This is a genomic window from Arthrobacter sp. NtRootA1, from assembly GCF_019976975.1.
GTDB lineage: Bacteria > Actinomycetota > Actinomycetes > Actinomycetales > Micrococcaceae > Arthrobacter > Arthrobacter aromaticivorans.
Map to the genome: position 1 here is coordinate 208,913 of NZ_AP024630.1, position 23,322 is coordinate 232,234.

17 protein-coding genes are annotated in these 23,322 nt (G+C 61.8%); 10 read left to right on the forward strand and 7 right to left on the reverse strand.

Going from position 1 to position 23,322, the window contains the following annotated elements; translation table 11 throughout:
- Positions 1-6 precede the first annotated feature (6 nt).
- Positions 7-399: a DUF1304 domain-containing protein gene (locus LDN90_RS01035; RefSeq protein ID WP_216922597.1), complete on the forward strand. Its 393-nt coding sequence runs from the start codon at positions 7-9 to the stop codon at positions 397-399.
- A gap of 167 nt (positions 400-566) precedes the next feature.
- Here the strand turns inward: LDN90_RS01035 and LDN90_RS01040 are convergent, their stop codons facing one another.
- A complete protein-coding gene (locus tag LDN90_RS01040) occupies positions 567-1,586 on the reverse strand; it encodes an Lrp/AsnC family transcriptional regulator (RefSeq protein ID WP_223947574.1) in 1,020 nt (339 codons plus the stop codon).
- Between the two features lie 123 nt (positions 1,587-1,709).
- Here LDN90_RS01040 and LDN90_RS01045 point away from each other — a divergent pair, with 123 nt between their 5' ends.
- The 5 genes from LDN90_RS01045 (at position 1,710) to LDN90_RS01065 (ending at position 7,067) form a co-directional block, all read left to right on the forward strand.
- Positions 1,710-3,128 carry an MFS transporter gene (locus LDN90_RS01045; RefSeq protein ID WP_223947575.1) on the forward strand — a complete coding sequence of 473 codons (1,419 nt, stop codon included), beginning with the start codon at positions 1,710-1,712 and terminating at the stop codon, positions 3,126-3,128.
- Complete coding sequence (locus LDN90_RS01050) at positions 3,125-4,336, forward strand: M20 family metallopeptidase (protein WP_223947576.1); 1,212 nt, start codon at positions 3,125-3,127, stop codon at positions 4,334-4,336. Before LDN90_RS01045 ends, LDN90_RS01050 begins: the two co-directional genes overlap by 4 nt.
- A 90-nt stretch (positions 4,337-4,426) precedes the next feature.
- Positions 4,427-5,842 (forward strand): acyltransferase, encoded by a 1,416-nt coding sequence (locus tag LDN90_RS01055; RefSeq protein WP_223947577.1) that lies wholly within the window; start codon positions 4,427-4,429, stop codon positions 5,840-5,842.
- Positions 5,839-6,195, forward strand: a complete 357-nt coding sequence (locus LDN90_RS01060) for a GNAT family N-acetyltransferase (RefSeq protein WP_216922589.1) — start codon at positions 5,839-5,841, stop codon at positions 6,193-6,195. The genes LDN90_RS01055 and LDN90_RS01060 overlap by 4 nt, the downstream gene beginning before the upstream one ends.
- Before the next feature lie 119 nt (positions 6,196-6,314).
- Positions 6,315-7,067, forward strand: coding sequence for a hypothetical protein (locus tag LDN90_RS01065; protein ID WP_223947578.1), 753 nt, complete (start codon positions 6,315-6,317; stop codon positions 7,065-7,067).
- A 119-nt stretch (positions 7,068-7,186) separates the two neighbouring features.
- Here the strand turns inward: LDN90_RS01065 and LDN90_RS01070 are convergent, their stop codons facing one another.
- Genes LDN90_RS01070 through LDN90_RS01085 form a run of 4 tightly spaced genes read right to left on the reverse strand, consistent with a single transcriptional unit; the run spans position 7,187 to position 12,514 of the window.
- Positions 7,187-9,028, reverse strand: coding sequence for an IucA/IucC family siderophore biosynthesis protein (locus LDN90_RS01070; RefSeq protein ID WP_223947579.1), 1,842 nt, complete (start codon positions 9,026-9,028; stop codon positions 7,187-7,189).
- Positions 9,025-9,615 carry a GNAT family N-acetyltransferase gene (locus LDN90_RS01075; protein ID WP_223947580.1) on the reverse strand — a complete coding sequence of 197 codons (591 nt, stop codon included), beginning with the start codon at positions 9,613-9,615 and terminating at the stop codon, positions 9,025-9,027. The genes LDN90_RS01070 and LDN90_RS01075 overlap by 4 nt, the downstream gene beginning before the upstream one ends.
- Complete coding sequence (locus LDN90_RS01080; protein ID WP_223947581.1) at positions 9,612-10,955, reverse strand: lysine N(6)-hydroxylase/L-ornithine N(5)-oxygenase family protein; 1,344 nt, start codon at positions 10,953-10,955, stop codon at positions 9,612-9,614. The genes LDN90_RS01075 and LDN90_RS01080 overlap by 4 nt, the downstream gene beginning before the upstream one ends.
- The gene (locus tag LDN90_RS01085) at positions 10,952-12,514 is read right to left on the reverse strand and encodes an aspartate aminotransferase family protein (protein ID WP_275963646.1); all 1,563 of its coding nucleotides are present in this window, start codon (positions 12,512-12,514) and stop codon (positions 10,952-10,954) included. Before LDN90_RS01085 ends, LDN90_RS01080 begins: the two co-directional genes overlap by 4 nt.
- A 232-nt stretch (positions 12,515-12,746) precedes the next feature.
- Here LDN90_RS01085 and LDN90_RS01090 point away from each other — a divergent pair, with 232 nt between their 5' ends.
- Positions 12,747-13,103 (forward strand): hypothetical protein, encoded by a 357-nt coding sequence (locus tag LDN90_RS01090; RefSeq protein ID WP_223947582.1) that lies wholly within the window; start codon positions 12,747-12,749, stop codon positions 13,101-13,103.
- On the opposite strand, the gene LDN90_RS01095 is transcribed toward LDN90_RS01090, so the two are convergent.
- Positions 13,100-15,808: a hypothetical protein gene (locus tag LDN90_RS01095; RefSeq protein ID WP_223947583.1), complete on the reverse strand. Its 2,709-nt coding sequence runs from the start codon at positions 15,806-15,808 to the stop codon at positions 13,100-13,102. The genes LDN90_RS01090 and LDN90_RS01095 overlap by 4 nt on opposite strands.
- Before the next feature lie 221 nt (positions 15,809-16,029).
- The gene (locus LDN90_RS01100; RefSeq protein WP_223947584.1) at positions 16,030-17,595 is read right to left on the reverse strand and encodes an RNA polymerase sigma factor; all 1,566 of its coding nucleotides are present in this window, start codon (positions 17,593-17,595) and stop codon (positions 16,030-16,032) included.
- Positions 17,596-18,093: 498 nt separating this feature from the next.
- Between LDN90_RS01100 and LDN90_RS01105 the strand changes: the two genes are divergently transcribed.
- The 3 genes from LDN90_RS01105 (at position 18,094) to LDN90_RS01115 (ending at position 23,320) form a co-directional block, all read left to right on the forward strand.
- A complete protein-coding gene (locus LDN90_RS01105; protein WP_223947585.1) occupies positions 18,094-20,604 on the forward strand; it encodes a SpaA isopeptide-forming pilin-related protein in 2,511 nt (836 codons plus the stop codon).
- 103 nt (positions 20,605-20,707) lie between these two features.
- The gene (locus LDN90_RS01110) at positions 20,708-22,189 is read left to right on the forward strand and encodes a SpaH/EbpB family LPXTG-anchored major pilin (protein WP_223947586.1); all 1,482 of its coding nucleotides are present in this window, start codon (positions 20,708-20,710) and stop codon (positions 22,187-22,189) included.
- A gap of 183 nt (positions 22,190-22,372) precedes the next feature.
- The gene (locus LDN90_RS01115; protein ID WP_223947587.1) at positions 22,373-23,320 is read left to right on the forward strand and encodes a class C sortase; all 948 of its coding nucleotides are present in this window, start codon (positions 22,373-22,375) and stop codon (positions 23,318-23,320) included.
- Positions 23,321-23,322 lie beyond the last annotated feature (2 nt).

Consider the following 23,322-nt stretch of genomic DNA (forward strand, 5'->3'; position numbering starts at 1 on the left):
CAGACCATGATCCTGGCCTCCCTGATTTTTGCCTTGCTTGCGGCGTTGCTCCACGTGTACATCTTCACGATGGAGTCCATCACGTGGACCAAGCCAGCCACATGGAAGCGGTTCAGCGTCACATCGCAGGCTGACGCCGAAACCACCAAGCCGCTCGCCTACAACCAGGGCTTCTACAATCTGTTCCTGGCCATTGGTGCGCTGATAGGCATCATCGCAGTGGCCATGGGTGCACCCCAGGTTGGCTGGACCCTCGTATTCAGCTGCTGCGGTTCCATGCTCCTTGCGGCGCTGGTGCTCGCAGCGAGTGGCAAAAAGTACCTCCGCCCTGCGGTTCTCCAGGGGACAACGCCGCTGCTCGCCGTCGTGCTTGGCGTGCTGGCGTTGGCGCTGGGCTAGGGCCAGCGGCGCCGACGCGCCTTAGTGCTCCGGCGGGCCGCTCTGTGCCGCGGCTTGGTCCATCCACACAACTTCCCAGTGGTGGCCGTCGAGATCGCGGAACGCCCTGCTGTACATGAAACCGAGGCCATTCCGTCCAGAGCACAATAGGCCGTTGTGGATAACGTTCAGGAAGGTTCCCTCCAGAGAGGAAGGGGCACCACGCTGCGGCTGCAACCTGCTTGGTCAAGGACATGGCCGAGCCGCTTGTATGTCCGGACTACCGCCTGCCTGGAGATGACTGCACTTCCCGGAGCCCGCTGGGCCAGTTCGCGTTCGTAGGCTTGGACTTCCAGATAGTCACGGACCCACAGGGTGACCAGCAGATTCTGTGCGCCAAGGACTTGGGCACTAAGCCGGCAGTTGGGCAAGGCGGCGAAGAAGCGTCCGACGCCGTCAACGTACTCGGCTGGAACGTTCAGGACAAGCGTCACTTCCCGCAGCCCCTGTTGCGTGGAGGTGGACGAATCGCATCTCAGCGTGATGTAACCGGTCGCAAGGAACCGTTCAACCCGCCGTCGTGCTGTTTGAGGAGAGACCCGGCAGGCGGCGCCCAATTCGGCCCAACTTGCCCTGCCATCCTTGGCCAACTCTTCCAATAACGCTGCATCGAGCCTGTCCGGGGCGTAGCCGGGGTGCTCGGGCAGGGGCTCCGCTGTCACTAGTCTGGCGCGTGCCGGTTCCAGTGTGCCGCTGCGCCACTCCGAGGCCTGTCGGTACAGCTTGGTGACGAAGACGACCTCACGGTGTGTGACGCCGGGCAGCTTGGGAAAGGCGCCGGTGACGATATCCATCAGCTCCTCGTGGCTGGAAGCAAAGCAGTCCATGAAGAGGTCGTGCCCGCCCGTCACCAAGGAAACGGTGCCGAACGCAGGCTCAGCGCACAGCCGTTCGATCAGGGCCTCGCTCTCGCTGGGCAGGGATGACAGATGGATGAACGCAGACCACCCTGCGCTGAGATAGCGCTGGCCAGGTGCGGGCGTGATCCAAGCCTGGCCCTGGCTGGCGAGGACGTTCCATCGCCTGGCAACGGTGGGCGCGGATAGGCCAAGAGCGTCGGCAATCCGGCTCCACTCGGCCCGTGGATTGATCTGGAGTGCATTCACAATTTCGAGGTCAAGCTCGGAAATCATGGCTGATTCGTTCATCTTTGCCCACCTGATGTGTATTTCAAACAATCTGAAGCTCAGTTTAGGTGACAGCCATATCGTCGTGACTCGCATCACTAATCGGCAGGGCGGCCCAACGGCCCCAAGACCACAAGGAAGCACATGGCAAGCAAGACAGCACCAGCGGCGGCGTCAGGAACCACTCGCCGGGCCATTGCGGGAATGATTCTCGCGATGACATTGATTGAATCATTGAGCGGAGTCACGCAGGGGTACCTGAACCCCATCCTTCCCGCGCTCGGACCCGTCTTCGACATTGACGACCCCACCATCAACGGCATCTTCCTGATCTCCAACGTGAGCTTTGCAGTCCTCACTCCGATCATTTCAAGGCTCGGAGACAGCTATGGGTACAGGCTGGTGCTGCGCTGGTCCACAGGAGTGGTGACGCTCGGCGTGCTTCAGATGGCGTTGTGGCCCTCGCTGTGTACCGTGACGATTGGCGTGGTCATGCTGACCTGCGTGGTGGGCTTTATCCCCCTCATGATGGGCATCCTGCGTGTCAGCAGCCCTGAACACACGCGCACTGGCGTGAGCGTCATGATCGGGATGCTCATGATCATGGTGGGAGCAGGCGGACTCTTCGCCGGAATCGCCGGGGTCACCAATCCGACGCTCGGTTTCTGGGTGGCGGTGCCTTTCGCGGTGGTCGCCTTCATTTCTTCCTTCTTACTGCCCGACGCCGGTGTGCCCACACGTGAGGGCATCGCCCTTGCGCCGTTGCTAGCTTGCTCGCTCGGGCTGATTGGTTTCGTTGTGGCGCTCTCCATGGCGCCTGAATGGGGTTGGCTGGATGCCCGGACTTTGATTGCTGGCCTGCTGGGCGTATCCCTGCTGGCCTATTGGGCCAGGCGTGATTTCAGCGCAACGCAGCGTAGACGCTTCATGGACCTGCGGATGCTGGCCATTCCCCGGATCCGCTCCATCTCAGTGGCTACCTTCTTCTTCGGTTTCGCCTCCATCAGCTACTTCGGCACAAATGGGATATTCCTGCATTCCAATCCGGACAAGACGGGTTATGGGTTTGGCCTGAGCCCCCTGATGATCGCCATTGTCCTGGCCTTGGCTTCCGTACTCTCACTGGTTTCCTCGCTGTTGACGGCGCGGGTCCTGCGCCGATTCGGCGAACGCGCCACCTTGGTATTCGCTGGGCTGCTGCTCGCAGGCGGATTCCTGGTGATGATCCTGGCCCACGGGACTTTGTCCGGTTACTGCGTCGGCTTCGCCATGTTCAACCTGAGCCTGGGGATGTACCAGGCGGGGACACGGTCGCTGTCCGTGGAAGGTGTTCCCCTGCAAGAAACGTCGACGGCGGCCGGGCTGAATGAGCTCGCTTTGTCCGTTGGGATCGCCGTGGGTGCGGCCGTGGTAAAGCTGCTGTCCTCAGCCTCCGTTGAGTCCGGCCGCATCACCGAGGCCGGGTTCCTGTCCATCTGGGGAGCTCTGGCTGTGGCCGCACTGATCGCGGCCGCCGCAAGCGCCCGCTACCCCAAGCGCGAGAACGCCGAGGTGTCCGTATGATCGCCACTGGCCTTAACAGCATGAGCCGCGGGGCCGCCGTCGTACGCGTATCCCAACGCGACATCGAAGCCGCGCTGAAGACCGCCACCGAGCGGTGGAAACCGGACCTGCTGGACCTCAGCCACGCCATCCACGCGGACCCGGAGCTCGGCGGCCAGGAGTTTCGCGCCGCCAAGCGCATCAGGCGGCTGCTCCATACGGCTGGCTTCCGCTTCGCTGATCGCCAGCCACTGCAGGCCACCGCGTTGAGTGCGAGCTACGGAAGCGGCGACCTGGTGGTGGCTCTCTGCGTTGAGTATGACGCCCTGCCGGACATCGGCCACGCCTGCGGGCATAACGTCAATGCTGCCAGCGCTGTGGGGGCGGCGCTGGCCCTTGCGGCGGTGGCCGACGAACTCGGCATCACTGTCAAGGTGCTCGGAACTCCGGCGGAGGAGACCACCGGCGGCAAAGCGGACCTGATCGCAGAAGGCTTCTTCGAGGATGTCTCGCTGGCAATGATGGCGCACGCCGCGGCAAAGGACGTAGTAGGAGGTTCGTCGTTGGCGATGTCCATGTGGGGCGTATTGTTCGAGGGCAGGCCGGCACACGCCGCTGCTGCCCCGATGGAAGGAGTAAACGCCCTGGACGCCCTTGTGGTGGCGCAGACCGCGATTGCGCTTGCCAGGCAACAGCTCCCTGTCGGATCGATCATCTCGCTGATCGTCACCGAAGGGGGAAGTGCCGTCAACGTCATCCCGGAGCGTGCACGGGCGAGCGTTGAGATGCGGGCTCCGAGCATCGAGAAGCTGCGAATCATCCAGGACAAGGTCCGGCGCTGCCTCGAAGCAGGCGCCCACGCCAGCGGTTGCACCCTGGATGTCACGCCAACCGGCAATGACTACGCCGAACTCCGACAAGACCCGTTCCTGTCGGATGCCTACCGGGCGGCCATGACGGCCATCGGACGGGACGTTGTCTTCAATGCCGAGCCAGTGGCCTCAACGGACATGGGCAACGTCTCCCAACTGGTGCCAAGCATCCACCCGATGGTTGGCTACGACGTTCGTGGCGCCGCCCATCACACAGCCGAGTTCGCGGCCTTTGGCGCTTCGGCGGGCGCTGACAAAGCAATCATTGACGGATCGTTTGGCCTGGCCGCCGCCGCGTGCGCTGCGGCTTTGGATCCTGCCGAACGGAGGCGGTTACTGGGCAAGACACGCCAATAGCAGCTGCCAACGCCAGCCCTGCTGGTCCGCACGGCACCCGGGGCGGAGAATGGAGTCAGCACGCAGGCGCGTGTAGTCGTAGGGAGTGCCATGCAGCGGGCAAAGCCGGTTCATCCTCCCGCCAGCCGGAGCACGGCTGTGCCGGGAGCTCTGAATGCGCGGCCGGAACCGGCTGTGCAGGGCGTTTCGGCTGTGCGGCGTGATCCAGCAATCGACCTTGTCCGCTTCATCTGCCTGCTCCTGGTGGTCGCGGCCCACTGCATGATGGTCAGTCCCGTCCTTCACAGGGACGGGAAAGTCACCACGCAAAACACGCTCATGGAGCAAAGCTGGTTCACGCCGGTGGTTTGGGTGCTCATGATCGTCCCGTTGTTCTTCGTCCTGGGCGGCGTCACAGGATTGCAGTCGTGGCGACGACTGAAAGAGCGCGGCGGCAGCGGCTTCGACTTCGCCCAGCTGCGACTTCTGCGCCTGGTCCGTCCGGCCATGGCCCTGCTCGCCATCATGTGGGCGGGGCTCTGGCTGGCCCTGCTCAGCGGCGTAGATCCACAAGTGATCCAGTTGATGACTACCGGTGCCGCGATGCCCCTCTGGTTCCTGGCTGCGTACCTCACAGCACAGGTCAGCATCCCGCTCATGGCCAGGCTTCACCAACGTGCCCCGCTGCCAACGTTGGGCGTCCTCGTGGCGCTGATCATTACCGTGGACTCCCTCCGCGGCGCTGTCCCGGTTCTTGCCTTCGTTAACATGGTGTTTGTCTGGTGCGCAGTCCAGCAGCTGGGCTTCCTCATGGCCGACGGCTTTTTTGAGCATCGCAGCAGAACCTGGCTGGTAGGGGCGATCATAGTCAGCAACCTGCTGCTGGGGCTGGTGACCGGCGTGGGCGTATATCCGGGCAACATGGTGGTGAACATCAACCCACCCAACCTTTGCCTGCTTCTGCTGGCCATTTCACAGACTGCCACGCTCCAACTTCTGGGCAAAGGCATACGCTGGATCGCCTCTGTCCGCTGGGTCCAGACGATTATCGCGGTGGCGGGCCGCCGGTCCATGACCATTTACCTCTGGCATCTTCCTCTCCTGGTGGGCATGTCCGGACTCCTCTTGCTCACCGACTTCCCCAAACCGGCCGACGGCACAGCGGAATGGTGGTGGGCACGCATCCCCGTCTTCTTCGCCGTCGTAGCCCTGCTCGTGCCGGTCGTGCTGCTCCTTGGCCGCCTTGAAAACCGTCCGACGGCGGCCAGCCACGCGCGGGGTCCCTCGCGCACCGCTGTGACGACCGCCGCCGTCGTGGTCCTTATCCCCGTCGCGGATGCCGCGCTAAATGGCCTGACGCTGGCGCTCCTGGGCGGGGGAGCTGCATGCTTTGCGCTCGCCGTCCTGCTGCTTGGCAGGGTCCCGACGCCGGTGCTGCCGCAGTCCGGGCGGGACGGGACGCCAAGCCGCGGGGGAAAAAGGCCCACATTGCCAGCGCAGGGTTTACGTGCCAATCTCGAATCATGACCGAGCACACTGAATCATTGGCAGACTCGTTCCGAGCTGGCGTCACCACAGTTCGAAACGACAAATTCCATCGCTATGAACTCCGCGTAGACGGGGAGTTGGCGGTGATTTCCCAATTCATCGATAGGCCCGGTCACATCGATTTCACCCACACCGAGACAAGGTCGCAGTTCAAAGGCCAGGGGCTGGCCAAGGTGCTGGCGCATTTTGCCTTGGACGATGTGGTGGCATCCGGCAAGCGCATCATTCCGCATTGCCCTTACATCGCGGCATACCTGCAGAAGCATGAGGGCTACGGGCAGGACGTTGACTGGCCCGCCGAGAAACCCGTGGGCGAACCGGACAACGAGTAGGGTTTCACGCCATCCCGGAACACTTATCTCAGCGTCCTTAGTGCGAGCAAGGCTTCCCACTTGTCCATTATTTGGACGAAATTGCGTCATGACTGGGCGCTCAATGGCACTCATTGGACATGAAAGATCAACGCGCTCATCTGAAAATCGAAAGCAGGTCCTTACAGCTACGTGGGCGCTGGCGACAACGTAGTGAGCAGGCCGGATGGCTGTTTCCGGGTGACTGGCTGGTTCCAGAAGTCGAGGACATGCTCAAGGCCCAAGCGGAGGGCGGTGAGCTGCAAATGTCCGCCAAGAACTTGGGGGCGTCCCGCGCATATCACGGCGTTGGAGTCCGCGAAACAATGCAGGATCTCAGTGCCTTTTTCGAAGCGGCAGGCGTACCTGCTGATGATGGCTCTATGCGGGATCTCGTCGAGGGATGGGCGCAGGAAAACGAACGTGTTGAGCCGTTCTCCTGCACCGACGTCTATACAGGGCTAGCAACTATGGCGCACTTTGAACGACTCATCCATGAGATGTCGCTCCGCCCCAGCGCCCGGCGTAGAAGCCACACGATAGCGAGCCTTCACCTGGGATGGTCTGATGGCGGCAAGCTGCTTAGCTGGGAAACGTTGGCCGAAATGGGACAGATATGCCGAGGGGAACTCGCGGCAGTGGAAGCCACTGCGGCCTATCATCGCGGAAGTATTCATACCATGCTGACCCGCAAGCGGGAGAGCTACGAGGCGTTGTTTCGCTGTCTGCAACTCATCGACGGGCTACACCAGGGCGTTGGACGGCGAACGCTCGTGGAATTTTTGGATTTTCCCACCTCGCCAGCAGAGTGCGATCGGGTCATCAGTGGCCTCCGATTTTCGCAACACGATTAAGCAGCAACTCGTACTACTTAGGCGTGGCAGCTGCCTGGGGTCGGATCAGGCAGCCAGTCACGAGGGGGCGCCACCGGATGAAGTAACTTTTCCCGGCGGCGCCTCCGCCATTTTTCCGCTTAAGCGAACTTTGCCAGGGGGTTGGTCAGCCGTCCGGCCATCTGCAAACCACCGGACGGATCCGAGATATCGAGCATCTGTTGATTATTCCGCAGTTGCAGCCGGTTGAGGCAGGACAATTCGAAGTCCACAGCGAACAGATCATGCAAGGCGAATTGGTCAGCTAGATCCGGGTGGCGTTGCTGGTATTCCCGAAGCACGGCAGCGGCGGTGCCCCAGAACTCGTCTTCGCTCACCGTCCCGGCCTCAATAAGGATGGCGCTGAGGAAACGGAAGATGCAGTCGAACACGTCAGTAAAGATCGCGAGGACCATCTCTTCGGCCGGAATCTCCGCCTTGACGCGGGAAACCTCTTCCGGCAGCTTGAGCCGGTCACCCATGACCACAATTTCCTCGGCGATGTCCTTCATGATGGCCCGCACCGGCACGCCGTTTTCGAGGATCAGGATCACATTCTCGCCGTGAGGCATGAACGCGAGCTCATACTCGTAGAGGCAGTGGACCAACGGAACGAGGTAGGCTTCGAAGTAGCGGCGCAGCCACGCCGTTGGAGCCAACCCAGAGCGTTGAATAAGGGATGAGACCACTGAGGCCCCGGCGGAATCCACATGCAACAACGAAGCCATGGTGGCCAACTGCTGGCCGTCCTCCAGCAACGGCAGGGGACTTTCCCTCCACAGGGCAGACAGCATTTTCCTGTACGGCGAACCCTTGGCCGAAGCAGCCTCGTAGTAGTGGTTGTGATAGCCGATAGCCGCAGTTTCACGGATCATGGCCAGGCCCCGGTTCTGGAGCTCCTGGTCGTTGTCGATCAGTTCTTGCAGCCAGTCGTTGATGGCCGGTGTTGCCTTCATGTACTGGGGCGACAAGCCGCGCATGAACCCCATATTCAGCACTGACATGGCCGTTTTCACGTACGCCTTTTCGGGCGAGGTGGTGTTGAAGAACGTGCGGATGGATTGCTGCGCCTGATAGGAGTCTTCACCGGTGCCCAAGTTCACGATATGACGCTGTGCGATTTCTGCCGCGAACGTCACGGTGAGCTTGTTGTCCCATTGCCAGGGGTGCACAGGCATGAGCAGGTAGTCCTCAGGATCAAGGCCGGAAGCGGCAAGTTCCGCGTTGAACCATGACAGAGTTGCCGGTCCCAGCTCGGCCTCAAAGTGCGTCCTGTAATCCAAACCTGCGCTGGAGGTAAAGACAGCTTTACTGCGATGCACAGCGATCCACTGAAGCTTCACCACGGCACCTGTTTCCGGCGCGAATGCATGGTAATCGGCGATCCCGAAACCCAACCGTCCGTTGTTGGCAACGAAGCATGGATGTCCCTCGGTCATGCTGTGCTCGATCGCCTGGAAGTCGGCCGCCCGATCAGCCCCGCCGGTGATGCCTGCAGCCAACTGGGCTGAGCTGAACGGCTTGCCCTGCTTGTAGGCGTGGCTGGCCAGTGTGCTGCTGATTTCCTCAAGGTAGACCGGCAGCATCTCCTCGCGAATGGCCAGTGCCTCGTGGAACTCGGTGATGAAGTCCAAGGCATCCAGCGGCAGCTCCGCACCATCGCGGATTCGGGCAATGGATTCCGGGAAGACGGACCAGTGTTCAAGCACCAAGAGGCGCGCACGGAAGCGGTACTCAACGGTGGCGTCGTCGCTGACAACCTTGTACAGTCCGACGCCGGCGCCCTCCTCCAGGATCAGCTCCGGCACCAGGATCCGCTCGTGCGAGAACTCGGCAATGGCTTTCCGGATCAAGTGCCTGTTGGCAACGGCCCAGCGCTCCGCGGTCAGGTGGGATACAGGTTCGGCTGCCTCGTGGAGGGTGGCTTCGGCAGTAGTGGTCACAGGAAATCTCCTCTGGTCGCCGCGGCAGGCGCGGCCAGAATCGGGGTCAGGGTGGCGAAGAAGTCCTCGCGGGTGCAGAAGCTCAGCAGGCCTTGCTTGTGGTCTTCGGAGGGGTCGACGGCGGGAAGGGTCACCACGCCGTGCGGGCGGAAGCCCACCTTCTGGTTCAGCACGTGGATCTTGTGGTTTCGTGCGTCAGGCTCGACGACGACCCGTTGGGTTGCAGGGTCAGCGAACAGTTCCGTCATCACCGACTGCATGACGGCCGTGGTGTAGCCGGGCTGCGGGTTGCCGGAAGGCGGGGACACCAGGAGGTGCATTCCAACATCGCCGGCTTGGACCTCGTAAACGTCTGCCAACGGCGAGGACTCGGGACGATACCGCTCCATCAGGAACGCGGGCGCGCCGTCGTCGAGCCCCAGGAATGCCTGATGGTGTCCGGAGGCTGCGATGCCTGAGTACTCCTCCACAACGTCCTGCTCGGTAGCCGACACCATCCCCCAGAACCGTGCGTACTCCTGAGTTACCCAGCTGTGGAGGATAGGTGCGTCCGCTATGGGGTCGACTGGCCGGAATGTGAAGCTCATACAGCGGCCCCCACGGTGTTCGGAGCTGTTGAAGCAACTGCGGCTGGAGCGCCGAACTGCTGGAACGCGATGCTGCGCTCGATCGGATAGACCTCGTGGCCGGTGATTTCGCGCAGGATGCAGGCGTTGCGGTAGGCGGCCATGCCGAGGTCCGGCGTGACGAAACCGTGGGTGTGAAGCTCTGCGTTCTGGACGAAGATTTCGCCAGGTTCCACACCCGTCCCGTAATTGCGTTCGACGTCGAAGCGGCCCTGGGCGTCGCGGCGGATCCGGTCCTGGATGCCGGCCAGGAAGGCGGGCTCCTTGTAGGAGTAGCCGGTGGCGAGAACCACGGCTTCGGACTCCAGGCTGTAATCGCGTCCATGCTCTTCATGGTGCAACTGGAGCGTGTGGATCCCGGTGGCCGCATCCCATTCAGCAGCAGTCAGCGATGAGTGCGTGTGGAGCTGGGTATCCACCATGCCGGAAAGACTCTTGGTGTACAGGAGATCGTAGATGTCGTCGATCAAGTCCGAGTTGATGCCCTTGTAGAGGTTCTTCTGGCTCTTGATGAGGGAATCGCGCTGCTCCCCCGGCAGCGAGTGGAAGTAGTCCACGTACTCGGGCGAAGTCATCTCCAGTGTCAGCTTGGTGTACTCCAAGGGGAAGAAGCGTCCGGAACGCGTCACCCAGTTGAGCTGGTAGCCGTACACGTCGACTTCCTGAAGAAGTTCGTAGTACAGCTCCGCGGCGCTCTGCCCGCTGCCCACAATGGTGATGCTGCGCTTGGACTGTAGCTCACTCTTCCTCGACAGGTAGTCGGCGTTGTGGAGGACAAGTCCGCCGCTCTCCACGATCCCTGCACAGGAGGCCGGAACGTGCGGCGAGGTGCCGGTTCCCAGAACCAGCTTGCGGGCGTGAAGCACCGCAGCGCCATCCGGACCCTGCACCGAAAGGCGGTACACGCCGTCGTCGTACGCCACATCCAGCACATCTGTGCTAAAACGGACCGACTCCAGTTGGCCGGCCACCCACTGGCAGTACTGGTTGTATTCGGCGCGCAGCGGGTAGAAGTTTTCCCGGATGTAGAAGCGGTACAACCGTCCGGTCTGCTTGAGGAAGTTCAGGAACGAATACGGCGACGTCGGATCGGCCAGAGTGACAAGGTCCGCCATGAATGGCACCTGCAGGTGCGCGGGCTCCAGCATCATGCCGGGGTGCCAGTCGAAGGACTCGCGACGGTCAAGGAAGACGCAGTCCAGGTCTTCCACGGGCGCGCTCAGCGCGGCCAGGCCTAGGTTGAAGGGCCCGACGCCGATTCCCGCGACGTCGTAGATCCTGGTGTTGCCTGGGGTGCTCATGCGGCGGCCTCCGTGGTGGTCGCGAGCAGGCTGGCGCCCGTCCGTCGGATAAGTTCGATGATTTCCTGAATATCCCTCAGGGAGGCCTCGGCATTGAGGAGGGTGAATTTGAGGTAGTGGCGGCCAGTCACCTTGGTGCCGGCAACCACGGCTTCGCCTGAAGCAAAGATCGCTGCGCGGATGGCCGGGTTGAGGACGTCGGCGGCGTCCTCATCGAGGGCCACTCCCGCCACTTGTGGCCGATAGCGGAAGACCAGAGTGCTCAGCTGGGGCTCGGCGGCGAGTTCAAATTCCGCATCGTCTGCCAGCACCGCCCCCACGCGGCCCGTCAGGTCGATCGCTTCGTCGAACAGTGCACCAACCGCGTCGGCGCCCATGATGCGCAGAGTGAGCCAAAGCTTGAGAGCGTCGAAGCGGCGGGTGGTCTGGATGCTCTTGTCCACCTGGTTGGGAATTTCAGCTTTCGCGGCGCTCTCCGGGTTCAGGTAGTCCGCGTAGTAGGTGACGTGGCGCATCATGTCGCCGTTGCGGACCAGGACTGCGCTGGAGCTGACGGGCTGGAAGAAGGTCTTATGGAAGTCGATGGTGACGGAGTCGGCCAGATGGATCCCGTTCAGGAGGTGGCGGTAACGGCCAGAGACGATGAGGCCTCCGCCGTATGCTGCGTCGACGTGCAGCCAGGAATCATAGGCCCGCACCAAGGCCGCCAGCTCGGAGAGAGGATCCACCGAGCCGAAGTCGGTGGTCCCAGCGGTGGCCACGACCGCCATTGGTACCAGGCCGGCGTCGTGCGCTTCCGCCAGGGCAGCCGCAAGTGCGGTGGGATCCATGCGGTGATCAGCAGCGGTGGGCACGGCGATGACGGCATCGAAGCCGAGTCCGAGCATGGAAGCGGACTTCTGGATACTGAAGTGGCTGTCTACGGACGTGAAAATCCGGAGGCGGTCCAGGAGGTGCGGCAGGCGCGCGTCGCCATTCGTGGCACGGAGCTTGGCCACAGCGTGGTTGCGGGCTATCAGCAGCGCCTGGAAGTTGGACTGGCTCCCACCCGAAGTGAAGACACCGTCGGCTTCTTCCATGAAGCCGATGCGTTCCGCAGTCCAATCGATGAGGCGGCGTTCAATCATGGTGGCACCGGCGCTCTGGTCCCACGTGTCCATAGAGGAATTCACGGCCGAGAGCACGGCTTCACCAACCAGGGCGGGAATGACCACCGGGCAGTTCAGGTGTGCCGCGTAACGGGCATCGTGGAAGTAGATCGCGTCCTTGAGGTAGAGCCCGTCCAGCTCCTCAAGGGCTGCAGCCGTATCCGGCAACGGACGTTCGAGATCGACGGCACCAACGCGGGCCTTCAATTCTGCGTGCGCGACGCCGGTGAACGGCTGGGCGGTTCTCTGGACTTTGGTGGAGACCGCGTTGACTCCCTGAAGAACCTGCGCCACATAGCTGGGCGAATTTCGTGCGTTGAACAGCTGGTTTGTGGCAGCGAGGGCCAGTTCCACCTTGGAGCCAAAGTCCTGCTCCTGAGCAATCCGCTCTTCGACACTTGGTGACGTCACGTCAGCTTCCTTCCATCATTGGGCGCTAGTTAGCAAAGGCAAGCCTTACTTAGGCTTGCCTTTTCGTCAAACTTTTGTGACCTATTTCCCCTGAGGCGCGTATTCTCGCCGTTTTTCGAGGAGAGGAAGCGTCATTGACTTTTATTCGAAGCTGACGCCGTGGAAAATACCCCGGGCCTTAGCAGGGGGCTGTAGAGTCAACGGCACAGAAAACTCTACGGTTGGGGGACCAGTGGCTGACGAGACACACGAACGGATCGGTTTCCGCGAGATCGATGAACACGGGAATGCGGTGCGGGCAGTGAATCCGCATGCCCCTGAAGACCCTGAACGGGGACGGAGGCGAGTACTCGTGAACCCGTTCGTCGTGGCCCTCTGGGTGCTGGACGCTGGGTTGGTGTGGTTTTGCTTCTGGGCGTTCGACGCCGTAGCGGCAATGGCCGGTCCCACGGCGCAAAGTCCCTCGGCCCAAGTGAATTTCATGGTCCTGCAGTCCGTGCCTTACGTCCTTCCAGGCACCATTCTGGTCACAGCCGCCCTGCTGTTCTGGCACGCCTTCCAGTGGCAGAAGAAGCGGGCCACGACCTAGGCCTGCCGCTGGCTCCGGACACCTTTGCGGCGTCCCATCAGGAACAGGACGAGGCCGGAAAGGATGATGACAGCAACCGGCAGGATGGAAAACGCGACTCCCGTGTTGGCCAATGCTCCGGCTGACGAATTTGTAGCGGTTACGGACTTGCTGGGCTGATCGGGAGCTGGCCGATTCGGAACGGACCGCGAGGAGGCCTCTTGTCCAGATTGCGGTGCTATCCGCAGGAATGCCTCTTCCGCCTCCTTCTGCCCTGTCCGCGGGAATGCCACTGCGGTTGTGGCAGGATGCGTTTTTACCAGCCCACCTGCCGATGACGCCCCCCGGGCTGTTGCCGCGTTAGTGATGTTGCCGGCTTTGACATCCCACCACGTGAGTTCGTAGCTTGCCGAAGCCGTCACACTTTCACCGGGCAGCAACTCACCCGGGACGCCGGGCCACACGTAGACCACTGGTCCGAGTCCCGGCGCGGGATCCTCAATGGCGACGTCCTTGAGGGCGGCGTTTCCGGCGTTCTTCGCAGTGAAGAGATAGGTGATGACCTCGCCCACCTGAGCAGGATCACCCACTGCAGACGCGTCTACAGTGGTGGAGAACTCAAGGCGCGCATCCGGCGACAACGGCGTATCCGTAGCCACCGGCAACGATGCCACCAGGCGCCCCATTCCCGGACTGCCAGCGAGCGTAGCGGAGTTGGCCACATGGCCGGCGTCGAGGTCTGCTCGGGTGACTGTGTACGCCGCAGTCGCGGTTAGCACTTGACCCGGGAGTAGCTGGCCGGCGATTCCGGGCCACGAATATGCCAACTCGGGGAGCCCGGTAAGCGTGTTGTTGATGACCACATCCGTCAGTGGCACGTTTCCACTGTTCGTTGCCCTAAAGCTGTAGCGAATCACATCCCCGACCTGCGCTGGCGAGTGGGCGGCGGAGGCATCAGCGCTGTGGGTAAACCCGAGGCCGGGCAGGGGCGCAGCGGTGCCAGTCAGAATGCACTTGATGTCTGCGCCGGCTACGGGCGTCAGTGCAAACGGCCGGTCAACCGCCGCTCCTACGGGCAAATTCGGCTGGAGGCCAGCGGCGTCCGTACAGGTGATGTTCCGGTGGTAATTGGACGGGATGCCGCCGGATTCCGTGAGGTAGTAGGTAGTGCCTGCGTCGGCAGTAGTCTGACCTGTGTCACCAGTACCCGCAGCGATGGCTGCCACAGATCCTGCGGTAGTGGAGTGATTAATGGCGTTTACCACGGCACCGGTAGGAGACCCCGCACGGATCTCCATAGTGAATTGGTCGGAGACCGCAGCGCGGGCCGTGGTCAGCGCCTTGCCCAGCGTAATCCGGGGAGCCCGGACCACAAGGGAAGCCGCTGCAGGAGGGTTCAAGTTGGTTGCAATGTCCGTGGATGCGCTTGAATACGTGCCCTCGGCCGAAACCGTCACATCCACCACGATGGTGCATGAGGCCTGACCCGGACGGAGGTCGCCGCCGGAAATCGAAAGAGTTCCGCTGCCGGCATCTGCCGAGCGAAGGAAGGGGCCGGTTCCGGGAACCTGAACGCATGTTCCCCCAATGTTCGGATCCCGGGCGATCCTCAGTCCGGAGGGAAGCACCTGGTTGATGGACCAGTCATGCTTCGCGTTGAGCTCACTGGTATTAGTGACAGTGAGGGTGAGGGTGGAAATCCCGCCGGGGCCCACCACCGCGGGCGTGAAGGATTGCCTCAATCCTGGAGTGACGTCAACCAGGCGCACGTCGTCAAAGGCGCCATCGTTCCCGTTGGTTGCGCCGTTGTTGTTCCACATTTCCAAGCCCAAGGAATTGCCGGTGGCTTGGATTGCCGTGTTTGACGTCATCGAGTTGATGTTGACGGTCCTGGTGACGGTTCCCGGGGTTCCGCCGACGTCGCTGGTGACTTGTTGCTGGAATGAGTCCACGTTGGGGTCGTCCGAGGTTTGGCACCCGTTGAGTGGGTTCCCGATGCGAGTGACCGCCCCGGCACTGTCAACCGTTGCGAACTGATAGGACGGATCGCCCGAGGCCACGCCGCAATTCATGTACGCCGTGTTGACGCCGAAGGTGTAGTAGTGGCCTGCAGTCACGGGGATCGGTTTTGCCGTCTTGAACATCACTCCGTCAGTGGGCCCTGAAGGAATGAAATCACACCCCGATCCGCTGGAAGTGGTGGAAGGGCATTCAGTGTAGGAGCTGTTCACGTGATTCGTGCTGGGGGATCCTGGAGTGAACTGCTGACCCATGCCCAAGGCCAACATGCGCATGTACTGATAGCTGCGAATACCCGCGACCTCGGCACACCTGTTGTTTTTGCCTTCGGCCGCAGTTCCGGACTGCGCCCATGTGGGGGTATTCGAATTCCGGTAGCTCAGGATGACGCCATTGCACCTGGCGGCGTCGACCCAACCTGAAGAACCTGTGTACGTCTGACCACCCTTGCCAACGTATTGCTTTGACCCGGGAGCGGAGTAAGACTGCGCGCCAAGGGCGGAGTTGGGGCTGCCGTGCTCGAAATTCTCCGAGAACACCACAGTGCCAGGCTGGGTAGCGTCGGGCGTCCAGGATGTTGAAGGCGTAGGTGGCATTGACGGCGTTGTCGCCTGCGCAGGAGAAAGCTGAAGGCCGCCCAGCGCCGAGGCAGCGGTAAGGGTGGACAGAAGTATCACGAAAGTTCTGGCCAGGAGAGAATTCTTCACGGCTGTTGCTTATCTTTCCATCGTCCCCAAGCGCCCCTGACTCAAGTCCCAGGCAGTTGCGCTTGGTGCTTCCGCTTCCAAGGAAGCCGATGCGCACAGATATTGTCAGCCTCTTAGTGTTGGCTAAAGCCGAATCGTGACGGAGAAAACGGAAAAAGATTCAGGCTCTTTCCGAGCAGGCTCGGCGCTCGGACCGGCGTGCGAATGGCCAGCGGCTCGCGCTAGTGAAAACTGTTGGCGAAGGACTTGCTAACGACATGCTGGCCGCCGAACTGATAGTTCAGTGTGCTGCCTACTTCAGGATTGCGAAGGGAAACGCCCAGCTTGAATGCCAGGCTGGCTGGCTCGAAGGATGCCGTGCTGCACCGGATCAACCGACCGTCCTCAGCGGGATCCGAGCACGACCATCCGGACGGTGCCGAGAATTTTCCGGGGATGAACGTGGCATTCTCCGGCAGGCTGAAGATTGTTTCACCGGAGCTTGATACCGGGCCTCCAAGCAGTGAAAAGCCCACACTGATATCGCGCTCGAGTAGCCCGCTGCCAGCTTCCATGCCAAAAACAGCGTCGACCATCTGTAACGGGGCAGCCGTTGAAGGCATGGCCTCGGTGGTTGAGGATACCGTCCCGGAGTTCGTGACAACGGCTGCCCGCTGCCTGTCAATTTCCTCGGATACAGGATGGGGCCGAACCTCTACCGGTGCAAAAGGTTGCTGCAACTGCGCCGCAGTCGGAGCTGGGGAGGAGACGGCGGGCACGTCCGGCACGGCACTGGACGTCGAGGGTGAGGCCGAAGACGGAGCATCGCCGGCCTTACTGACCTCGGCACCGGGCTGCCCGAACCAGGTGACCAGTCCAAAAATCGCCACGCCTGCAGCAACAGTCGCAGCAGCAGCAACCTTCCACACGTTGCCGGCGGATCGGACGATCGCAGGATCTTGCCCGGCGTGGCCGGACGGGTTCGATGCTGAAAGCAGTCCCGCAGCTGCGCCAGGGGTCAACACGATGCCGGTCACCAAAGGGAAGAGAGCGGCCCTCATGGCACCTTGGATGTGGTTGAGTTCAAACAGCAGTGCAGTGCATTTTGAGCACGTCTCCAGATGCGCGCTGATCTTTTCGCGTGAGGTCCGTTTCAGCGCATTCCGCGCATATTTACCCAGCTGGCCGGAATACTCCGAACACTCATCGCCAGGAGCCAGCACCACGTGGTTTTGCAAATACGCCTGACGGAGTCCCTCCCGTGCCCGGATGAGCAAAGATGACACTCCATTGGGGCTGATACCTATGAACGGCGCAGCAGCAGCCGGCTTCATGCCCTCAATGTCCACATGCCAGAGCACCGCTTGCCAGCGCTCGGGAAGGGAATTGAACGCGGCCGCCACGGCCGAGGATTCGAATTCCCTCAAGACGGGGTCGGCGTCGACGACGGCGGTATCCAGGATGGCCTCGTCAGGAGCAGACTGGGTGAGTCTTGCTTTTCGGTTCCGCGCATGCGCTGTTCGCTGCACGACTGTCAGCAGGTAGGCGCGAAAGAACTCCCGTGGTCCCTTGCCGCTGCTAAGTGCTTGGAACACTGATGCGAATGCCTCGGCAACGATGTCGTCGGCGTCACTCGGGTTATCAGTATTCGCCCGCGCAACGTATTGCGCAGCAGCTAGATGCCGTCGGTACAACGCGTCAAAGGCGTCGGTGTCGCCTCCCCGGACCGCCCCAATGATTTCCTGATCGCTGATTGGTCCAGCGGTGATGGTTCCGCCGCTGGAACCCGTATCAAAATCGCTCCCCATAGGCCCAGTGTGACAGCAAATTCGGGGATGACTTGAATCGCAGGGTCCTTAGGACTACAGGGGCAATTTCTCGGAATTTTCGCGACACGATCTGCCAGGAGCGTGCACTAATCACTTATGGGCTTAAAAGTGGACCTTCCAGTAGATGGAGGCAAAACCAGCTACTAACGACTGCCTGCAACCAACTTCTCGAAGCCCTACCGGAACCAGCTGAGAGCCGGCTCTCAAGAATCTTTTGATTTTCGCAACACGATCCTTGGACCTTCCCTACTTGATGTGTGGAGGTCTTCCCTGCAGAGCGCGGATTGGACGGGCCTCTGCTTGTCCCAATGTTTGCGCGTCGGCCTGCGGTCGGCCGATCTCTCTGTGTTCGTGGAAGGAAGCTCCTTGAAGTATCCACTTAGGAAAGCGGGGGCCTTTTGGGTTGCGTTGATGGTGCTCCTTGGGACGCTGTCGGTCGGTGCGCTAGGCTTTGGATCCCCAGCTCAGGCCTATCAAGTGGCAACCGCAGGCGCAAGCGTATCCAACACCACCGCTACCCTCACAATGCCTGGTTCCGGGCTGGTGACCACCTATGACCGGTCCGGGCTGACATACATGGTAGGCGGGACCACCATGGACAGCCGCGGCCTAGCTGTCGGCGACTACACTCCGGCCATAGCCGGATCGGCCACAGGTGTTGAATTCGCCACCCATGCGACCAACAACTGCGCCGCTACCGGCCCGTGCTCCGGGCTGGGCACTGTCAGCATTGCTTTCAGCCAGCCCGTCCGGAACCCGGTTCTCAATATCTCCGGGCTTGGAGGGTTTGTCTACCATTCCGCGGACAAGAAATCCCCTGTAGACGCACAGTCCCAGGTGCACGCGGTGCTCAACCTTGCAACCGCAGGGTTGAGCATGACCAAACTTTCCGGCAACAACTTGGCTGTGTCAGGTAACGCCATCACCACCAGCAATCCCAACGCCGGAACGTCTTGCACAACGAACGTCCAGAACGATTCTCCGGATCCGGTAGATGCGCAGACAACGGCTGGCTGTGGTTCAGTGCGGATCAACGGCATCGTCACTACGCTGACCTTCGACATCAGTGCAGTCTTCGTGCAGACCACCAACTCGCTGCCACCGTACACCATCAACGATATCCAAGAACCGTTGCACAACCAGGACAACTATGTCATCACCATGACCGTGCCGCAGGACTTCGGGGATGCGCCGGCCTCGTACGATCAAAGCAACGCAGCCCGGTCTGTACTCTCAGATGTCACCCTCGGCCCGAACGTAACCGAGGACAACGCCACGGTGGCAAATGGCACTGCCTCACCTAATGCCAGCCCAACGGCCGCTCTTGACCTATTGGACGATGGAGTACTGCTCACCCCCCTCAACGCGGGCGCAACAAGCTATTCGACGAACGTTTCCATCAACGGGGCCAGTAAGGCAGGGACAGTTTGCGGATGGATTGACGTCGATAAGGACGGAATCTTCGACAACCCGGCCGAACGCGCTTGCTCAACATTTGCGGCCGGAGCCACAACGGCCACCCTCATGTGGGCCAGCCTGCCCGCCGGGATAACTGCAGGGACAACTTACTCCCGGTTCCGGATCGGTTACACCGCGACCCAGATCCAGTCGCCCGTGGGTGCATCGGACTCGGGCGAAGTGGAAGATTACCTTTTCACTGTTGCTCCACCGGCTGCTCCGGCCATCACGCTGGTAAAGACGGTGGACAAGACCACCCTAGTCGCCGGTGAAACGGCCACGTACACGTTCGTGGCGAAGAACACGGGAAACGTGACCTTGTCCGGCGTGGCCATCACCGAGACGCAGTTCTCCGGCAGCGGCACCATGTCGGCGCTCTCGTACAGCTGGCCCGGACTTCCCGGCATCCTATTACCTGGCCAGTCGGTGACAGCCACCGCCACGTATGTTGTAACCCAAACCGACGTCACTACCGGCCTGCTGACAAATACGGCAAAAGTCACGGGCAACCCACCACTGGGCACTCCGGTCACCGCAACAGACGATGCCCAAGTAACAGCGCCGCCTGCCTGGACCGTCAAGAAGACTGCCACGGTCAACGGGACAGTTCCCGCGGACCAGTCCGTCAGCCCGGGCCAAACCATCGTGTACACCGTCACCGCAACCAGCACCAGCGGATCCATCGCGGGAGTTGTTTTGAAGGATGACCTGGGCAACGTGCTCGATGATGCGACGTTCGTGTCCGGTTCCGCGACCCTGACAATTGGAACGGGATCACCCGTGGCTGTCGCGAATCCGGTGGCGCCGTCCACCATGTTGATCACTGCGCCGTTTACCTTGCCGGCCGGGCAGACGGCCACGTTGACGTACAGCGTGGTGGTCAACGCCGGTGCGTGGAACGCGCAGCTGGTGAACGTGGTGACGGGCACTTCCACCACGACCCCACCGCTGACCTGTGCACCAAGCTCCGGCGGGGCGCCGGGTCCTGATTGCACCACCACCCACCGGACGCCGGCGAAAGTGCTGATCGAGAAGACCGGGGAGTCCTCCGGCGGTACGTGGGTCCCGATGGCCGGCTCCGCCTGGGCGGTACACGCCGATAGCGGCGGCGCGCCGGGAGCTGTCCTGGCCAGTCCGGCCGTTACCGCAGTGACGGGACAAACCGGCCGGTTCCAGATTGAAGGAATCCAGCCCGGAACGTACTGGCTCGAAGAAACCGCTGCCCCGGCTGGCTTCAGCCTCCTTGCCGAACCGGTCCAGTTCACCATCGCCACCAACGGGGCCGTGACCCTGGGACAGGGCTCACTGGGGCAGGGCTCCGCGGGGCAGGGCTCCGGTGGCGGGGTAGTGAGCTCCACGGATGCAGATGGTGACGGGATCTACCTCCTGACGGTCCGGGACGTGCCGGCCCTGAAGCTTCCGGAGTCCGGCGGCATTGGCTGGTGGCCGTTCACCACCGCAGGATCAGCCCTGCTGCTGGGCGCCCTGGCCGTGGCAATACAGGGCCGCCGGAGGCAACAGTCCATCTAGGGCAGTCCATCCAGATCTCCGCGGTCACAGCGCTCCTGCGCGGCCGCGGTACCACATGTTCATTTCCGAGCATCAGCACCATCACTATGAAAGAGGAAAAACAGTGAGTCATCATAATTCCGGGCGGCTTTGGAAGACCGCCGCCGCTACGATCGCCGGGGCGGTGTTGGCGATGTCCTTCTCCGTGGCCCCGGCTTCGGCCGCGCCCCTGGTTGACGGGGACACGACCGGTTCCATCACGGTCCACAAGTTCGAACGTCCCGCCACTCCCACGGGCCTGCCGAACAACGGCACGTCCGTGGACACCACCGACCTGACAGCGTTGGCCGGTGTCGAGTTCACCATCGAGCAGGTCAACACCATTGACCTGTCCACCAACGCAGGCTGGGACGCGGCGCACAACCTCTCCAGCGTCTTCGACCCGGCCAACGCCGAAGCCTCGATCATCGGCGCCGGGTACACCCTGGGCACCGCCCAGGCGAAGACCACCGATACTGCCGGGACCGCCGGTTTCACCGGACTGCCGGTGGGCCTGTACCTGGTGACGGAAACGAACTACCCCGCCGGTGTGACACCCTCGGCCCCGTTCCTGGTCTCCGTGCCGTTGACGGACCCGGATAACAAAGACAACTGGATCTACGACGTCCACGTCTACCCGAAGAACTCCATCACGGGTGCTGAAAAGACCGTCACGGACGCCCCGGACGTCAAGCTCGGGGACCAGATCGACTTCACCATCACCGGTGACATCCCCAACGAAACCGCCATCGATGGTTACAAGATCGTGGACGTCCTGGACCAGAAACTGACCTACATCGGCGCGTCCGCGACCCTCGTTGACGGCACCCCCCTCACGGCGGGCACGGACTACACCGTGACCTTCGACGCCGCGACCAACACCGTCTCGGTCATCTTCACCGACGCCGGTCTTGCCAAACTGGCAGCACACACCGACACCCGCGTGCAGGTCATCGTGAACACCACGGTCAACACCATCGGTGAAATCGAAAACGAAGCCCTCGTTTACCCGAACGCTGCCAGCTTCACCATCGCACCGGGCCAGCCCGGCGGCCCGATCGTCACGCCCCCGGTCGTGACCAAGTGGGGCGAAATGACCCTGCAGAAGGTCAACGAAAACGGTGCAGCCCTGGCCGGTGCCGCGTTCTCCGTCTACACCAACGAAGCCGACGCACAGGCTGGAACGAACCCTGTAGACCTCAACGGCCAGACGGTCTTCACCGTCGCCGCTGACGGCACGCTCACGATCTCGGGACTGCGGTACTCGGACTGGGCCAACGGCGCAGCCGTGGCACCCGGAAGCCCGGACTACCGCACGTACTACCTCGTGGAAACCACCGCCCCGGCAGGCTATGAACTGCTCGCCGAGCCGGTGCCCTTCCTGATCAACAGCACCACCACCGCGGTCGGGATCGACCTGCAAGTAAAGAACATCCCCTCCAACAGCGGCTTCGAACTGCCCCTGACCGGTGGCGTCGGAACCGGCATCCTCTACGCAGCCGGTGCCCTCCTCGTCGCCGGCGCAGCCCTGATGTTCGTCCGCAACCGCCGCACCAGCAACAACTAACACCAACAACAACCAGCACCACCACCGGTAAACACCACCAACCGGTACACAACACTACGGGCGCCGCTACCCGCGGCCCCCGCAGCAACCCCAAGTGGGGAAGAACGCCAACCACGCGCTCTTCCCCACTTGCATTCCCCTTTGCAGACGTCGCAACCGACTCACCCCAGCCACAGGATTTTGATGACACAGGCACCAACCCGCACCCGTCGCCTCCGGCATCTGACCGGACCCTGGAGCCGGCAACGGCTCCTGATCGTGTTGGTGGCGGTCATCGGCGTCGGAATCCTGCTTTATCCCACGGCCGCAGCCTGGTTCTCGGATCGGGTCCATGCCACCGAGATCAGCGGCTACGTGGATTCTGTCCAGACCATGAACCCCTCCGCGAAGAAGTCCCTACTGGACCAGGCACGGGAGTTCAATGAAGAACTGCCCTCAGGCCCCCTCCGGGACCCTTACTCCTTGAACGAAGCAGGCGAACAAACAACCATCGGTGCCGGCTCCGAGGCTTACAAGAAGATGCTGGCTGTCGGGCCTGGAGGAATGATGGGCCGTATCAGCATTCCCTCCATCCATGCGGATTTGCCCATTTTCCATGGCACGGACGAGGACACCCTCTCCAAAGGCGCGGGCCACCTCTTCGGGTCGGCGCTTCCGGTGGGCGGCAAAGGCACTCACAGTGTCTTGAGTGCCCACTCAGGATTCGTCAACGCCACTCTTTTCGACGACCTGGACAAAGTCCATGAAGGCGACGTCTTCAGCATCAACGTGCTTGACGAAACTCTCTATTACAAGGTGGACCAAATCCTTACGGTCCTGCCAGACCAAACTGAGGCTTTGCGCAAAGTTGAGGGCAAGGATTACCTCACCCTCATTACCTGCACACCCAAAGGCATCAACAGCCACCGACTCCTGGTCCGCGGTGAACGGACCACTGCACCTACCAGCGCTGACGGACCCCGCACGCTGCCGTCAACTACAACAGATCCCGGATTCCCCTGGTGGATCCTGGGCATCACCGGATCGATAGTGCTGGCCGTCATTGCCACCAAGCCACGCACGCGACCCTCTGACGAAGAGCACGCGACCTCTGACGAACAGACAGGGGCGCCAGAAGCATTCAGCGCATAGTC

Coding starts and splice junctions, on each gene's coding strand:
- LDN90_RS01035 (WP_216922597.1), top strand. CDS start 7: ATGATCCTGGCCTCCCTGATTTTTGCCTTGCTTGCGGCGTTGCTCCAC.
- LDN90_RS01040 (WP_223947574.1), bottom strand. CDS start 1,586: ATGAACGAATCAGCCATGATTTCCGAGCTTGACCTCGAAATTGTGAAT.
- LDN90_RS01045 (WP_223947575.1), top strand. CDS start 1,710: ATGGCAAGCAAGACAGCACCAGCGGCGGCGTCAGGAACCACTCGCCGG.
- LDN90_RS01050 (WP_223947576.1), top strand. CDS start 3,125: ATGATCGCCACTGGCCTTAACAGCATGAGCCGCGGGGCCGCCGTCGTA.
- LDN90_RS01055 (WP_223947577.1), top strand. CDS start 4,427: ATGCAGCGGGCAAAGCCGGTTCATCCTCCCGCCAGCCGGAGCACGGCT.
- LDN90_RS01060 (WP_216922589.1), top strand. CDS start 5,839: ATGACCGAGCACACTGAATCATTGGCAGACTCGTTCCGAGCTGGCGTC.
- LDN90_RS01065 (WP_223947578.1), top strand. CDS start 6,315: ATGAAAGATCAACGCGCTCATCTGAAAATCGAAAGCAGGTCCTTACAG.
- LDN90_RS01075 (WP_223947580.1), bottom strand. CDS start 9,615: ATGAGCTTCACATTCCGGCCAGTCGACCCCATAGCGGACGCACCTATC.
- LDN90_RS01080 (WP_223947581.1), bottom strand. CDS start 10,955: ATGAGCACCCCAGGCAACACCAGGATCTACGACGTCGCGGGAATCGGC.
- LDN90_RS01100 (WP_223947584.1), bottom strand. CDS start 17,595: ATGGGGAGCGATTTTGATACGGGTTCCAGCGGCGGAACCATCACCGCT.
- LDN90_RS01115 (WP_223947587.1), top strand. CDS start 22,373: ATGACACAGGCACCAACCCGCACCCGTCGCCTCCGGCATCTGACCGGA.